The organism is Arsukibacterium sp., from assembly GCF_036735525.1.
Lineage (GTDB): Bacteria > Pseudomonadota > Gammaproteobacteria > Enterobacterales > Alteromonadaceae > Alishewanella.
Genome location: NZ_DAINOE010000036.1, coordinates 1 through 14,655 on the forward strand (window position 1 = coordinate 1; position 14,655 = coordinate 14,655).

A 14,655-nucleotide genomic window follows, 5' to 3' on the forward strand; every position below is an offset into this window, starting at 1 on the left:
CCACCGACACGCGGATTTTCAATCCGCTGCTCTACCGACTGAGCTATCTGGGCAACGCGGGTCGTATTAAACGGATTTTAGCAAATTAAGTCAACAGATATTTTAGAAAAGCCATGCAACAGCCTATGTATTAACCAGCTTATGGTGACTAAAGCTACAGATTAACAAAACTGCGGAAAATTAACGCTGCTAACTGCGTTTAAAACTTGATATTATGTTATCGAAAATATTCCTTTGATATTTCAGCTTTAGGCTGATGCAATGCTAAGCTGATATAAAATTACTACGCTCAAGATGGCGAGAATATTGCACTACGCATAACTGTTTTGGATACCGAATGGAAAACTCAGCTTTTACCAAACCTATATTTAAACGCCTGGGCATATTGGCTTTGCTAGTGCTGCTACTGCAAGGTGCTTTATTTACCCTGCTAAGCCTGCCAGACAAAAGTAAAGCTAACGACTTACTACAACGCCTTACTGCTGATACCGGTATCCTGGCCACTGCATTGCAAACTCCACTACAACAGGAACAACTGGCCGCAGCCGAGCAATTATTGCTGCAGGCCCGCCATAACCAAGCTGACCGCGCGCTTTACTTGTATACCGGTAATAATCAAAAAAATGAACTGATTGCCAATACTACCAATATAGCCGGCTTTGTACCGCAGCCGGTGTTTAATGATCAGGCGGTTATTCAGGATCAGTATCTGGTGGTCGGCCGCCGAATTGCCGTAAATGGTGGCGCACTGCTGATCAGTGTGCAACAACTGCCACAGACCAGTCAGTTGCCGCTGGTGCTGGCTTTTATTGCCAGTTTATTGCTGGGTATCGTTTTAAGCGGTACCTTTGCCTATGCGCTGGCCGGTTTTTTTCATAAAAAATTACAACCTCTGGTTAGTGGTGCTAAAGCCGCGCTGGATAAAAATCAGTTTGATGGCAGTGTCGAAAGTCATGCTATGGATGAGTATGGCCAACTAGGTAGTTATATTAATCAACTATTCCGGCATATAGAGCGCAGCCAACATGAGTTAGCGGCTTCAGAAGCTAATATCAGCCAGTTAAAGCAAGAAGTTGAAAAACGCATTAAAGAGCGTACTGATGCGTTGGAAACAGCAAAACTTACTGCTGAAAAAGCCAATGAAGCTAAATCTACCTTTTTGGCGACTATGAGCCATGAAATTCGTACACCAATGAATGGCATTATCGGCACCATAGATTTACTGCGTAAAACCCAACTGGCGACCTCGCAATTTCGCATGACCGATACCATTCGCGAATCATCTTTTTCGTTATTGCGCATTTTGGACGACATTCTCGACTTCTCAAAAATTGAAGCCGGCAAGCTGGAGTTAGAAGCCATACCAGTATCGCTACTAGACATCATCGAAGCGGTAGGGCGTATTTTAGTGTCGGTCGCCTATCAGCGACAAATTGATTTAAAGTTGTTTGTTGACCCACGGATCCCTGATGGCCTGTATGGCGATCCGGTCAGGTTGCGGCAAATTTTGTATAACCTGGCTGGCAACGCCATTAAGTTTACCGAAACCACGCCAGATAAAACCGGCGTAGTGGTGATCCGTGCTGATTTATTAGAAGAAAACATTGATTTTAGTAATATTCGTTTTAGTGTCATCGACAATGGCAAAGGCATGACACAGCGTCAAATTAACTATGTGTTCCATCCGTTTAATCAGGCAGAAGGCTCTATAACCCGCAAATTTGGCGGTACCGGTTTAGGTTTATCGATCTGCCAACGCCTGACTGCGCTGATGTATGGCGATATTGATGTTAAAAGCGAGTTGGGAAAAGGCACTGAATTTAGTGTCTCCCTGCCGATGCGACGCTCAGAAGAAATTAGTTACCTCAGCACCGATACGCTAAAAGATATTCATATCTGTTTGTTCACGCAGGATAGCTATAATCAGGAGCACTTAGCTAAATATTTTGAAAACTGCCAGGCAGAGCTGGATATCGTCAACAGTGTAGAAGCACTGCAACATAAAGCGCAACAACTCAAGCCGCTGCCGCCGAAACAAGTTGCTGTCTGGGTGCTTGATGCTACCTATGAGCAAATATCCAGCAGCGATATTCAGCATCTGGCAGGCATTGTTGGCGATAAAGACGTCAATATTATTGTCATTACCAACCAGGCCGAGCTGGCTGAAAAAAACAATGAGCAACTTTACTATCTGCACAGCTCGCCGATTTGTCGCAGCCATTTGTTTGACTCTATTCTTATTGCCGCCGGACGCAAAGAAAAACCGCGGCCTCACAAAGTGCAGCCGCTACAAATACAGCAGGGGATACCCGATTTTGAACTGGCGCGGAAACAACGGCAGCTGATTCTACTTGCAGAAGATAACATGATGAATCAACGGGTGATGGTTGATCAACTAAACGCCTTGGGCTACGCAGTAGAAGTCGCTGATGATGGCGCTATTGCCCTGGAAAAATGGCGGCGTTACCACTATCCACTTATATTAACCGATTTACATATGCCCAATATGAGCGGTTATGATTTAGCGGTGGCCATTCGCAAAGAAAGCCTGAATCGCCAGGATGACACAAACTTTACCCGCATTATTGCTGTAACAGCTAATGCATTAAAAGGCGAAGAGCAAAAATGTCTTAGCATTGGTATGGATGGCTACATTACTAAACCCTTAGAACTGGCGACGCTGGAAACTGTGTTGCAGCGCTGGTTACCTGATGGCAAAGTGGCCAGCATAAACAGTCCTGCTGTCAGTAAAGACGCGGTACCTGAGCCAACTAAAAAAGGTTCGCCGATATGTTTTACTACTATTGCTAACTTTTTGGGCAATGATCCGGCTAAGCACGAAGAATACCTGAATTACTTTGTAAAGCACGCTGCCGAGCTGTTAGCCGCTCTGCAGAGTCATGCCAGCGCCGAAGAGCGACCAGGGGTCAGAAGTATTGCCCACCAATTTAAGTCGGCAGCCAAAAGTGTCGGTGCCCTGTCTATCTCTAAAGCAGCACTAAAACTGGAAAAGGCTGCTGAAATTAGCGACTGGTCGGTGATTAAAGAACAAATCCGGGTGATGCAGGATTTGTATCAGGAAGTGGTGAACTACGTACGTCAGCGGTACTAAACCGCTGACAACACACTGCAGGCCGCGTTGCTGCCTGCAGTGCTAACGTCATGATATCAATAAAGTCTAATTAGCTGCTGGCAGCAGTGTCTAGCGGCGCAAAGCTTTTAACCAATTGGTCAACCGCTTGCATTTGCTGCAAATAACCTTCTAACTTTGCCAGAGACAATGCACAGGGGCCATCACATTTAGCCTGATCCGGATCCGGATGAGCTTCAATAAATAAGCCTGCCAGGCCAAGTGCCATTCCAGAACGGGCTAATTGCGCAGCCTGTGCTCTGCGGCCATCTGCTGAGTCAGCCCGGCCGCCAGGTCGTTGCAGCGCATGGGTAGCATCAAAGATCACTGGTCCAAAATGTTTCATATCATCCATACCAAGCATATCGACTACCAGGTTGTTGTAACCAAAACAAGAGCCGCGTTCACACAACAGCACTTGCTCATTGCCAGCCTCAGCAAATTTTTTGATGATATGACGCATTTCGTGCGGCGCTAAAAACTGTGGTTTTTTAACATTAATCACCGCGCCGGTTTTCGCCATCGCTACCACCAGATCAGTTTGCCGGGCTAAAAACGCCGGTAATTGCAATACATCCACCACTTCAGCTACCACCGCAGCTTGCGCCGGTTCATGCACATCGGTAATCAAGGGTACGTTAAAAGTGTCTTTAATTTCCTGAAAAATTTTCAGGCCTTCATCTAAACCCGGGCCCCGGTAAGAGTGGATTGACGAACGGTTTGCCTTATCAAAGGACGCTTTAAACACATATGGGATACCCAGCCTGGCACACACTTCGACGTAGTGCTCGGCAATACGCATCGCTAAATCACGCGACTCTAATACGTTCATGCCACCAAACAGCACAAAGGGTTTGTTATTGGCTACCGGAATACCGGCGACACTGATAAGGTTCTGTTGCATACTGTTCCTGTAAAAATTAAGCCAAGTTTAAAGGGGTAATAATACCGGTTGCTTATTCATGGCCACCCGCACCATCGAGCCCAGCCAAGGCACCTAAAAAATTTAATACTCATCATCCGGGTATTTTTGTAATATCGCTTCGAGTTTTTCGACCCGTTGTTTAAAGATCTCGACCAGCTTAGGTTCAAACTGCTTACCCGATTCAGCTTCAATTTTGGCCATCACCTCTGACAAACTCCAGGCGGTTTTATAACAACGGCGATGGCGCAGCGCATCATAAACATCAGCAATAGCAGCAATTCGACCATAAATATGAATATCCTCGCCTTTTTTACCAGCCGGATAACCACTACCGTCCCATTTTTCATGATGGTCCATGGCGATAATAGCGCCAGCCTGAATAATGGCCCTTTTCGAATTTTTTAAAATTTCATAGCCAATGCTGGTATGGGTTTTCATCACTTCCCATTCCGCATCTTTCAGTTTATCTGGCTTATTCAAGATACTATCCGGAATACCTACCTTGCCAACATCATGCAGCGGTGAGGCAAACATTAAGCACTCTGCTTCCTCCGCTGGCAAGCCATAGGCTTTGGCCAGATCGTAACAGATAAAGGCGACCCGACGCACATGATTGCCGGTTTCAATAGAGCGGTGCTCCACCGCTTCACTTAAGCGATAAACGATTTCCCGTTGCGTGTCTTCTATTTCATGCTGCAATTGCACATTTTCATAGGCTACCTGCACGTTCTGGGCAAAGAGTTCGATTAGTTTTTTTTGATTATCGGTAATATGGCCGGGTAAACCTGAAATATAAAGCAGCGAGCCATGAGTAAATTTACTGGTGCAGTAGGCCACCAGATAATTTTCGCGGTACACAATACTGCGGCTTTGCAAAGCGCTATCAAAGGCTTCCATCAGGGTTTTATCCAGCACTTCTGATACCGGCTTACCCTCTTTACATTCAAATTCACCCTGACCAGCAAACACAATCAAATCATGCGGATCGGCCACGGAATTAATATTACCAGCCACCAGTGAGGAACTCACCAATAAGGCGTCTTCGTTACAACCCAACACTGAGGTTAGCTGTTGCAATACGCCATCAATAAACTGCTCCATAGAATGTGAGGAAAACAAATTGGTCGAGGCCAGAATAATTTTTTCCAGCCCCTGACGGCTTTGTTCCAGTGCCAGAATATCCCGGTAAGAGCGCAGGCTCGACATAATAACGGTAAACAGCTTTTGTGCCGTTAATTCGGTTTTAGATTTGTAATCGTTAATATCATAATTAACAATGACCTGCCTTTCCGGTGCCTGACCGGGCTGACCGGTGCGCAGAATAATGCGCACATGTTCATTTTTAAAGACCTCGCGCACATAACTGGCGACCTGCAAGCCAGCATCATCGGTTTCCATCACCACATCCAACAGCATCACGGCCGTGTCAGGATGTTCGGCTAGCAGCGCCTTGGCTTCTTTACCAGAATAGGCACTGATAAACTGCAGGGTTTTACCCTGAAACTGAAAGTCACTGAGTGCCAACCGGGTGACGGTATGCACTTCGGGTTCATCATCAACAATCAGTACCTTCCAGCTCCCGTGATGCAGACTCGGCTCAGCTACCGGCTCTTCGGCAAATAAAAATTCGTCAGACATTGATTGTTCCTTTAAAAAACCAGACATGATGCTACATAGTTATATGCGCTAACTGGCTGTTGATCAAAGAAAACCGCAATTAAAAGGGTTTTATTGGCCTGATAACAAACAACCGCCACTGATCCGCCAATTATCGCCATAGTCTTTCATAGAGCCAACTAATGAAAAGCCCGCATCGGTTAAACATTGCCGCACCTGCTCTGCCTGATTATAGCCATGCTCCAGCCAAAGCCAGCCATTAGCCGTTAAAAACGCCGGTGCTTGCTGACAAATATGCCTAATATCAGCCAGCCCTTGCTCTGTCGATACTAACGCCGATAAAGGCTCAAACTGCAATGCGGCCAGATGGGCATCATCAGGTTCAATATACGGCGGGTTTGAGACAATCAGCTCAAATTGTTGCCCGCCAAGACGGCTAAACCAGCTGCTTTGCTGCACCTGGCAATTTTGCAGCCCCAGCCGTTGGGCATTGCGTGCCGCCAGTGCTACCGCCTCCGGCAGCAAATCAACCGCCAACACCTGCCAGTCAGGGCGGCTGCTGGCCAAGGCCAGCGCTATGGCACCCGTGCCCGTGCCTAAATCTAACACTCTGGCGCTGGCCGGGAGCGATAATTGCAGCGCCTGCTCGACTAATATTTCGGTATCCGGCCTGGGAATAAGGGTGCAGGCAGACACTTCAAGCTGCAAACTCCAGAAACACCAGTAGCCCAGAATATAGGCCAGTGGCTCACCTTGCAAACGGCGACTGAGCAGGCTCTGAGCTACAGTTAACTGGGTGCTCAGCAGCTGTTGTTCTGGGTGGCTGTAAAAATAACTGTGGCTGACATTAAGCACATGGCTTAATAGCAGCTTAGCTTCATGTTGCGGCGTATCAGATACCACCGCTAAATCTGCACTAAGCTGTTTTAAGAAGTGCTGCAGGCTGGGCAACGGCTTAACGGTTATCACCGGCCAGCGCTGCCAGTAAGTCGGCCTGATGTTCGTGCTTCAATGGCTCTAGCACCAGCTCCAATACCCCTTCCATCACTTCATTTAAGCGGTAAATAGTCAGGTTGATTCGATGATCAGTAAGCCTGCCCTGCGGGAAATTATAAGTACGGATGCGCTCTGAGCGATCGCCACTGCCTACCAGCGAGCGGCGGGTGGACTCTTCAGTCAGCCGGCGCTTTTCATCCTCTGCAGCCTGAATGCGCGATTGCAAAACGCTCATCGCCCGTGCCCGATTTTTATGTTGTGAGCGCTCATCCTGACATTCCACCACTATACCGGTTGGCAGGTGGGTAATGCGAATGGCAGAATCGGTACGGTTAACGTGCTGACCACCGGCCCCTGAGGCACGATAGGTATCCACTTTTAAATCTGCCGGGTTAATTTCGATGGCATCCGCCTCAGGGATTTCCGGCATAATGGCCACGGTACAGGCAGAGGTATGCACACGCCCTTGTGATTCTGTGGCCGGCACCCGTTGCACCCGATGGCCACCGGATTCAAATTTCAGGGTGCCATAGGCGCCCTCGCCCTGCACGCTGGCAATAATTTCTTTAAAACCACCATGCTCGCCATCACTGGCGCTGACCACTTCCAGTTTCCAGCGCTGCCGCTCGGCAAAGCGGCTGTACATCCGAAACACATCACCGGCAAAAATCGCGGCTTCATCACCACCGGCACCGGCACGAATTTCGAGAAAGCAGTTATTGTTGTCGTTCGGATCCTTGGGCAGCAGCAAAATTTGCAGCTCAATTTCCAGGCGATCTATTTCTGCACGGGCCAGCTTGTATTCTTCCTGCGCCAATTCGCGCATATCCGGATCGCTGTCTTTTTGCATCTCTTCTGCCGCGGCAAAATCCAGCTGTGCCTGGCGGTAATCATTAAAAGCTTTACTGATATCCTCAAGCTGACTGAACTCCTTGGACAGCTCGCGAAAGCGTTTCTGATCGCCGATTACGCCGGCATCACTAAGCAATGCCTGCACTTCTTCAAAGCGTTCTACCAAGCCTTCCAGCTTGCGATAAACCGTGTCTTTCATGTTGGATATTTACCTGATTATAAATCTAAAAGCATATTTATCAGCGCTTGTGATGCACGCTGATCTGTTTGTAATAAGTGGCGAATGGCTTTGGTTGGGCTGTGCATCATGCGGTTGCTAAGCTTGGTCGCCAGCTCAGATAACACTTTTTCAGCATCCTGGCCTGCGGCCAGTTGCTTTAACGCCCGGCTGAGTAACTTATTTTTAATCTGCTCTGAGCGTTGCCGGTAATCGCGTAACCAATCAACGTTATCCTGCAGTAATAGCCATTGCTGAAACTCCTCTACCCCGGCACTGATCATCAATCCGGCCTGCTCGGCGGCTTGCTGCCGGTTGGTCAGGTTTTGCGCCACTATGCTCTGTAAATCGTCTACCGTATAGAGATAAGCGTCTTCCAGCTCCGCCACTTGCTGTTCTATATCACGAGGTACCGCCAAATCCACCAGAAACATCGGCTTGTGTCTGCGCTGTTTCAGCGCCTGCTCAACCATACCTTTGCCGACAATCGGCAAGGTACTGGCGGTGGAGCTGATAACAATATCCGCCTGCGCCAGCTGGGCGGGAATTTGTGCCAGCGTAATCACTTTAGCACTGAACTGCTCAGCCAGCTGAACTGCTCGTTCGTATGTACGGTTAGCCACTGTCAGTTGGCTGGCACCTTGCTCATTTAGATGCCGCGCTACCAGTTCTATGGTTTCTCCGGCACCAATCAACAGCACCCGCACTTTTTCCAGCTTGCCAAAAATTTGTTTGGCCAGACTCACCGCGGCAAAGGCCACCGATACAGCATTAGCGCCAATATCGGTATCGGTGCGGACCTCTTTCGCTACGGCAAAGGTTTTTTGAAATAAGCGTTCGAAGGCCGGGTTAATCGTACCGGCCTGACGTGACTGGCTATAAGCCTGTTTTACCTGGCCCAGAATTTGTGGCTCGCCCAGCACCAGTGAGTCAAGGCCTGCTGCCACCCGCATTAAATGTTGCACCGCATCTTTATCCTGATACAAATACAAATGCTGCTGCAGAGAAGCCGGCGTTAACTGATGAAACTGTGCCAGCCATTGCATTACCTGCTCCGCTTGCATGCTGCTGCCACTAAAATACAGCTCAGTTCTGTTACAGGTAGACAAAATAACCGCATCGCTGATTTGCAATTGCGTGGACATGTCTCGCAAGGCTTCAGGCACCTGCTCCGGGGCAAAAGCCAGCTTTTCCCGCAGTGCAACCGGCGCTGTTTTATGATTTATGCCTAGTGCAAAAATGGCCATCACCTGTATCATCCTGTGTGTCAGGGGCGAATTGTACGAAAAACCCCATATTAAGAAAAGCATAACCAAGGACTTTAGTGTGCCAAGTTCAATAAAGCCGATATTCTTACTGTTGTTGCTCAGCCTGGTAACGGGCTGTAGTTTACTGTCACGCCAGACCTCAGATCCGCTGCAGCTCAGTCTGGATCAGCGTCAGCAGCAATTACTGGCAATGCAACGTTTCACCTTACAAGCAACGTTAAGCATCAAAACCCCGGCGGAATCTATTTCCGGAAATTTACGCTGGCAGCAGCTGCACAGTGAGCATTTTCAGGCCAGGATGGCCAATATAATGGGTATGAGTTTATTTGAGCTCAGCCAAAATGAACTGGGCAGTCAGTTAAAACTGCGGGGAGAGACCTACCAGGCGATGGATGCCAGCAGCCTGTTATGGCAACTGGCCGGTTGGTCGATGCCGTTGGCTGACATGCCCTTGTGGTTAAGAGGCATACCCGGCAAAGGTGCCATTGATATTCAGTATGATGAGCAGGGGCGGGTTAAGGCGTTTAATCTGACCGACAGCACCGGCATTCACTGGCAGTTGCAGTATCATAGTTTTTTTAATGACAGTTTATCATTGCCACGCCAAATGCAATTGAATAGTGATGATACCCAAATACGGCTGGTGATAAGGAGCTGGCAATGACTACCCTGACACTACCGGCCGTTGCCAAACTGAATTTATTTTTGCATATCACAGGGCGTCGGCCAGACGGTTACCATAATTTACAGACCTTATTTCAGTTACTGGATGTGGGCGATTTGCTGCACTTTAATGTGACCACAGATGGTAAAGTGAGTCTTACCTGCGATATTGCCGAACTGCAAACTGCTGATAACCTTATTTTACGTGCTGCGAATTTACTAAAAGGCCTGGCCAGGCCAGAACAGGGTTGCCACATAGTACTGGATAAACGCCTGCCGATGGGCGGTGGCTTAGGCGGCGGTTCCTCTGATGCGGCCACTACCTTGCTGGCGTTAAATAAACTGTGGACCTTAGGATTAAGCCGCGAGCAGTTGGCCAGCCTGGCATTAACGCTTGGGGCAGATGTGCCTTTGTTTGTGCATGGCTATAGCGCCTTTGCCGAAGGGGTCGGTGAAAAATTAACACCGGTGATATTGCCAGAAGCCACCTACTTAGTGGTCACCCCAGACTGTCATGTCAGCACCGCAGAAATATTCCAACACCCTGATTTAACTAGGAATAGCCCATCTATCAGCTTGGACACCCTGTATAGCAGTCCATGGCGTAATGACTGTCAGCCACTGGTTGAGCAACTCAAGCCGATTGTTGCATTAACCTTACAGTGGTTGGTAGAATACGCTCCGTGTCGAATGACGGGTACTGGCGCCAGTGTGTTTGCCGAATTTCCGGACGCGGCCAGTGCTCAACATGCCCTAGCGGATCTCCCGGCTGCTTGCCGTGGTTTTATCGCCAAAGGGGTTAACCAGTCACCTGTATTGACTGCGTTGACAGATACCGAATTCACCAACTGATGCCACGCAAGCGGCATTTAATGATTAAACCGGACTCACCACTGCCCTGAGGATCCTACCGTGCCCGACATGAAGGTTTTCGCTGGTAACGCCATACCAGAACTTGCCAACAAAATCGCCAGCCGTCTTTACATCAAACTGGGAGATGCCGATGTCGGCCGCTTCAGTGATGGCGAAGTCAGTGTGCAAATTAACGAAAATGTACGTGGCTCTGATGTGTTCATCATCCAGTCTACCTGTGCGCCAACTAATGACAACCTGATGGAGTTGATTGTCATGGTTGATGCTTTACGTCGTGCTTCGGCCGGCCGGATCACTGCGGTTATTCCTTATTTTGGCTATGCGCGGCAGGATCGCCGGGTTCGCTCTGCCCGGGTGCCTATTACCGCCAAAGTGGTCGCCGACTTTTTATCCAGTGTCGGTGTTGACCGGGTACTGACGGTCGATTTACACGCCGAGCAAATTCAGGGTTTCTTTGATGTGCCGGTAGATAACGTCTTTGCCAGCCCGGTATTACTGGATGACATGCGCAAAAAATCGCTGGAATCGCCGATAGTGGTCTCGCCAGACATTGGTGGTGTAGTGCGCGCCCGTGCGGTAGCGAAACTGCTGAACGACGCCGATTTAGCCATTATCGATAAGCGCCGGCCGAAAGCGAACGTGTCACAGGTCATGCATATTATTGGTGATGTTAAAGATCGTGACTGTATTATCGTCGATGACATGATTGATACCGGCGGCACCCTGTGTAAAGCCGCTGAAGCGTTAAAAGAGCAAGGCGCTAAACGGGTATTTGCTTATGCTACCCATGCGGTGTTCTCTGGCCGGGCGCCAGAAATCATTGCTAACTCGGTGATTGATGAGTTAATTATTACCGATACCATACCGCTGTCTGCTGAAATGAAAGCGATAAGCAAGGTACGGCAGTTAACCTTGAGCGATTTGATGGCCGAATGTATCCGCCGCATCAGCAACGAAGAATCTATCTCTTCTATGTTCGACTAAGCTACAAGCCCCCCAACCATCATGTTGGGGGGATAATTACCTCTACACGCTTGCTGCCCCTTTCAGCCACTGTTTTACTGGCCGTCTAAACCCGAATTTACATTTGCAGCATCTGATAACCGGTGGTAATATGTCGCGCCCTTGAATAGGGGCAATCAGGTTGGGGCTGGTCGCAAGCCGCAACAAAAATCACTTTATTGGAGTACATCATGTCTGATGCAATTTTCGCGTTAAATGCAGAAGTCCGTACTGACTTGGGGAAAGGTGCGAGCCGCCGCCTGCGTCACGAAGACAAAGTTCCAGCCATCATTTATGGCGGACATAAAGATGCCTTATCAATCACTTTAGAGCACTCTAAGCTGTTAAAAGCCCAGAGCTTTGAAGCCTTTTACTCTCACATCCTGACCATCACTGTCGGTAAAGAGAAAATCCAGGCTATCATCAAAGATATGCAACGTCACCCGTACAAGCCAAAAATCATGCACGTTGACTTTCAACGCGTTGAAGCTGGCCACGAGCTGACCACTATTGTGCCTGTTCACTTCTTAAATGAAGACGCGGCCATCAAAAAAGGCGGTGCAGTCGTGCACGCTGCAAACGAAGTTGAAATCTCTTGTTTGCCAAAAGACTTACCTGAGTTCATCGAAGTTGACCTGAGCAATGTCGACGTTGGTACTCACCTGCACTTATCTGATCTGAAAGCCCCTAAAGGTGTGACTTTCGTTCAGTTAGCTAAAGGTCAGGACTTAGCCGTTGTATCGGTAAATAAACCAGCTGGTAAAGCAGCTGACGCTGAAGAAACTGCCGCTGAGTAATGTCTGACACTACTCAATCAGCCATTCAGTTGATTGTGGGCCTGGGAAATCCAGGCCCGGAATACAGCCAGACCCGGCACAATGCCGGTGTTTGGTTTGTCGAGCAGCTGGCTCACGCCTTTAGTTTCAGCTTAAAAAACGAACCAAAATTTTTCGGTCACACCGGCAAATTCGTCTGTGCCGGTCAAGAGTTCAAGCTCCTTATCCCCTCCACTTTTATGAATTTAAGCGGTAAAGCCGTGCTGGCTATGGCACAGTTTTACAAGCTCAGCCCTGAGCAGATCCTGGTAGCCCATGACGAAATGGCACTGGAACCGGGTGTAGCAAAATTTAAGCTGGGCGGTGGTCATGCCGGCCACAACGGTTTAAGAGACATCATCTCCCGTTTTGGCAATAACCAAAATTTTTATCGTCTGCGTCTGGGTATTGGCCACCCGGGGCATAAAGATCAGGTCACTGGCTATGTATTGGGTAAAGCGCCGGCCAGTGAGCAACAGCTTATAATGCAAAGTATTGATGAGGCGGCGCGCTGCTTTGACATTTTAGCCCGAGATGGCTTAATTAAAGCTCAGCACCGCTTACACAGTTTTAAAGCCAGCTGATATCGCTGGCACAACTATTTACAGCACGTAAAGGATACTAATATGGGTTTCAAATGTGGCATCGTTGGCTTACCAAACGTAGGCAAATCCACCCTGTTTAATGCGTTAACCAAGGCAGGCATTGAAGCGGCTAACTTTCCGTTCTGTACTATAGAGCCCAATACCGGTGTGGTACCCGTACCCGACTTACGGCTGGATAAGCTGGCGTCTATCGTTAAACCCCAGCGCGTGTTAGCCACCACCATGGAATTTGTCGATATTGCCGGCCTGGTCAAAGGCGCCTCCCGTGGTGAAGGCCTGGGTAATAAGTTTTTAGCTAACATCCGTGAAACCGATGCTATTGGCCATGTAGTGCGGTGTTTTGACGATGAAAACATTATTCACGTGGCAGGTAAAATTGATCCGGCTGACGACATTGAAACCATCAACATGGAACTGGTGTTGTCAGATATGGACAGTGCTGAACGCGCTATTTTCCGGGTCAGCAAAAAAGCCAAAGGCGGTGATAAAGACGCTAAAGCTGAAATACTGGTGCTGGAAAAAGTAAAAGCACATTTAGAAGCAGGCCATACCTTACGCCAGTTACCACTGGACAAAGAAGAAAAAGCCTTAATTGCCTATATGAACTTTTTAACCATCAAACCCACCATGTACATTGCCAATGTAATGGATGATGGCTTTGAAAATAACCCCTACCTTGACATAGTACAGGCCATTGCCGATAAAGAAGGCGCTATAGTGGTGCCGGTATGTGCGGCAATTGAGTCTGACATTGCTGAACTGGAAGACGATGAAAAAGCCGAGTTTATGGCTGACATGGGCCTGACTGAGCCGGGCTTAAACCGGGTTATTCGTGGCGGTTATTCCTTGTTAAACCTGCACACTTACTTTACCGCCGGTGTAAAAGAAGTGCGGGCATGGACCGTAGCAGTAGGTGCCACTGCCCCGCAGGCCGCTGGCGTGATCCATACCGACTTTGAAAAGGGTTTTATCCGGGCAGAAGTGGTAGCCTATGATGACTTTGTGCAATTTAACGGTGAAGCCGGTGCCAAAGAGGCCGGTAAATGGCGCCTGGAAGGTAAAGATTATATTGTTAAAGATGGCGATGTGATGCATTTTCGCTTCAACGTCTGATTTGCGCAGCGTAGCCTGTGCGCGTAGTATTAATAAACCGGTGCCAGTGGCGCCGGTTTGTCCTTTTTAGTCGGTCAGTCGCTTAAAAACGCGTTCAGACTGTGTATAAAATCAGCAAACACACCATGCAGCCGCCGCAATGGCAAAAAAACGGTTGACGCTAATAAGTCATATCAGCATAATACGCGCCACTTGCTTAGGACAAGTTAACGTGGCTACATAGCTCAGCTGGTTAGAGCACAGCACTCATAATGCTGGGGTCGCAGGTTCGATTCCCGCTGTAGCCACCACTTAATTTTACACTTTTGCATGCGGGAATGGCGGAATTGGTAGACGCACTGGATTTAGGTTCCAGCGCCGCGAGGCGTGAGAGTTCGAGTCTCTCTTTCCGCACCATAGTGTGCACCAGGTAAGTAATCAAGTTTCTGCAGGGGCGTAGCCAAGCGGTAAGGCAGCGGGTTTTGATCCCGCCATGCGTTGGTTCGAATCCAGCCGCCCCTGCCATTAACTTTATTTCTCCCAGTAGGGGCGTAGCCAAGCGGTAAGGCAGCGGGTTTTGATCCCGCCATGCGTTGGTTC

General features: G+C 48.6%; 12 protein-coding genes and 3 tRNA genes. 10 read left to right on the forward strand and 5 right to left on the reverse strand.

Annotated features, from left to right (window positions below; translation table 11 throughout):
• Window positions 1-337 precede the first annotated feature (337 nt).
• Complete coding sequence (locus V7D78_RS08880; protein ID WP_333608093.1) at window positions 338-3,112, forward strand: hybrid sensor histidine kinase/response regulator; 2,775 nt, start codon at window positions 338-340, stop codon at window positions 3,110-3,112.
• 70 nt (window positions 3,113-3,182) lie between these two features.
• On the opposite strand, the gene kdsA is transcribed toward V7D78_RS08880, so the two are convergent.
• From kdsA to hemA, 5 genes are all read right to left on the reverse strand, one after another.
• A complete protein-coding gene (gene kdsA, locus V7D78_RS08885) occupies window positions 3,183-4,034 on the reverse strand; it encodes a 3-deoxy-8-phosphooctulonate synthase (protein ID WP_333608094.1) in 852 nt (283 codons plus the stop codon).
• Window positions 4,035-4,136: 102 nt separating this feature from the next.
• The gene (locus V7D78_RS08890) at window positions 4,137-5,693 is read right to left on the reverse strand and encodes a DUF3369 domain-containing protein (RefSeq protein ID WP_333608095.1); all 1,557 of its coding nucleotides are present in this window, start codon (window positions 5,691-5,693) and stop codon (window positions 4,137-4,139) included.
• Window positions 5,694-5,783: 90 nt separating this feature from the next.
• Window positions 5,784-6,641: a peptide chain release factor N(5)-glutamine methyltransferase gene (gene prmC, locus V7D78_RS08895; protein WP_333608096.1), complete on the reverse strand. Its 858-nt coding sequence runs from the start codon at window positions 6,639-6,641 to the stop codon at window positions 5,784-5,786.
• Entirely contained in the window at window positions 6,628-7,719 is a 1,092-nt protein-coding gene (prfA, locus tag V7D78_RS08900; protein ID WP_333608097.1) for a peptide chain release factor 1, read from the reverse strand. The genes prmC and prfA overlap by 14 nt, the downstream gene beginning before the upstream one ends.
• Before the next feature lie 17 nt (window positions 7,720-7,736).
• Complete coding sequence (gene hemA / locus V7D78_RS08905) at window positions 7,737-8,984, reverse strand: glutamyl-tRNA reductase (protein WP_333608121.1); 1,248 nt, start codon at window positions 8,982-8,984, stop codon at window positions 7,737-7,739.
• A gap of 79 nt (window positions 8,985-9,063) precedes the next feature.
• Here hemA and lolB point away from each other — a divergent pair, with 79 nt between their 5' ends.
• From lolB to V7D78_RS08950, 9 genes are all read left to right on the forward strand, one after another.
• Window positions 9,064-9,669, forward strand: coding sequence for a lipoprotein insertase outer membrane protein LolB (gene lolB, locus V7D78_RS08910; protein WP_333608098.1), 606 nt, complete (start codon window positions 9,064-9,066; stop codon window positions 9,667-9,669).
• Entirely contained in the window at window positions 9,666-10,520 is an 855-nt protein-coding gene (gene ispE, locus V7D78_RS08915; protein ID WP_333608099.1) for a 4-(cytidine 5'-diphospho)-2-C-methyl-D-erythritol kinase, read from the forward strand. Before lolB ends, ispE begins: the two co-directional genes overlap by 4 nt.
• Before the next feature lie 69 nt (window positions 10,521-10,589).
• Entirely contained in the window at window positions 10,590-11,525 is a 936-nt protein-coding gene (locus tag V7D78_RS08920; protein WP_333608100.1) for a ribose-phosphate pyrophosphokinase, read from the forward strand.
• 209 nt (window positions 11,526-11,734) lie between these two features.
• On the forward strand, window positions 11,735-12,340 hold the full coding sequence (locus tag V7D78_RS08925) for a 50S ribosomal protein L25/general stress protein Ctc (RefSeq protein ID WP_333608101.1): 606 nt from the start codon (window positions 11,735-11,737) through the stop codon (window positions 12,338-12,340).
• A complete protein-coding gene (pth, locus tag V7D78_RS08930; RefSeq protein WP_333608102.1) occupies window positions 12,340-12,942 on the forward strand; it encodes an aminoacyl-tRNA hydrolase in 603 nt (200 codons plus the stop codon). The genes V7D78_RS08925 and pth overlap by 1 nt, the downstream gene beginning before the upstream one ends.
• 42 nt (window positions 12,943-12,984) lie before the next feature.
• Window positions 12,985-14,076, forward strand: coding sequence for a redox-regulated ATPase YchF (gene ychF / locus V7D78_RS08935; protein ID WP_333608103.1), 1,092 nt, complete (start codon window positions 12,985-12,987; stop codon window positions 14,074-14,076).
• Between the two features lie 213 nt (window positions 14,077-14,289).
• A tRNA-Met gene (locus V7D78_RS08940) sits at window positions 14,290-14,366 on the forward strand.
• Window positions 14,367-14,387: 21 nt separating this feature from the next.
• Window positions 14,388-14,472 (forward strand) — tRNA-Leu (locus tag V7D78_RS08945).
• A 33-nt stretch (window positions 14,473-14,505) separates the two neighbouring features.
• A tRNA-Gln gene (locus tag V7D78_RS08950) sits at window positions 14,506-14,580 on the forward strand.
• The last annotated feature ends 75 nt before the right edge of the window (window positions 14,581-14,655 follow it).

Coding starts and splice junctions, on each gene's coding strand:
- V7D78_RS08925 (WP_333608101.1), top strand. CDS start 11,735: ATGTCTGATGCAATTTTCGCGTTAAATGCAGAAGTCCGTACTGACTTG.
- V7D78_RS08920 (WP_333608100.1), top strand. CDS start 10,590: ATGAAGGTTTTCGCTGGTAACGCCATACCAGAACTTGCCAACAAAATC.
- hemA (WP_333608121.1), bottom strand. CDS start 8,984: ATGGCCATTTTTGCACTAGGCATAAATCATAAAACAGCGCCGGTTGCA.
- prfA (WP_333608097.1), bottom strand. CDS start 7,719: ATGAAAGACACGGTTTATCGCAAGCTGGAAGGCTTGGTAGAACGCTTT.
- kdsA (WP_333608094.1), bottom strand. CDS start 4,034: ATGCAACAGAACCTTATCAGTGTCGCCGGTATTCCGGTAGCCAATAAC.
- ychF (WP_333608103.1), top strand. CDS start 12,985: ATGGGTTTCAAATGTGGCATCGTTGGCTTACCAAACGTAGGCAAATCC.
- V7D78_RS08890 (WP_333608095.1), bottom strand. CDS start 5,693: ATGTCTGACGAATTTTTATTTGCCGAAGAGCCGGTAGCTGAGCCGAGT.
- ispE (WP_333608099.1), top strand. CDS start 9,666: ATGACTACCCTGACACTACCGGCCGTTGCCAAACTGAATTTATTTTTG.
- pth (WP_333608102.1), top strand. CDS start 12,340: ATGTCTGACACTACTCAATCAGCCATTCAGTTGATTGTGGGCCTGGGA.
- V7D78_RS08880 (WP_333608093.1), top strand. CDS start 338: ATGGAAAACTCAGCTTTTACCAAACCTATATTTAAACGCCTGGGCATA.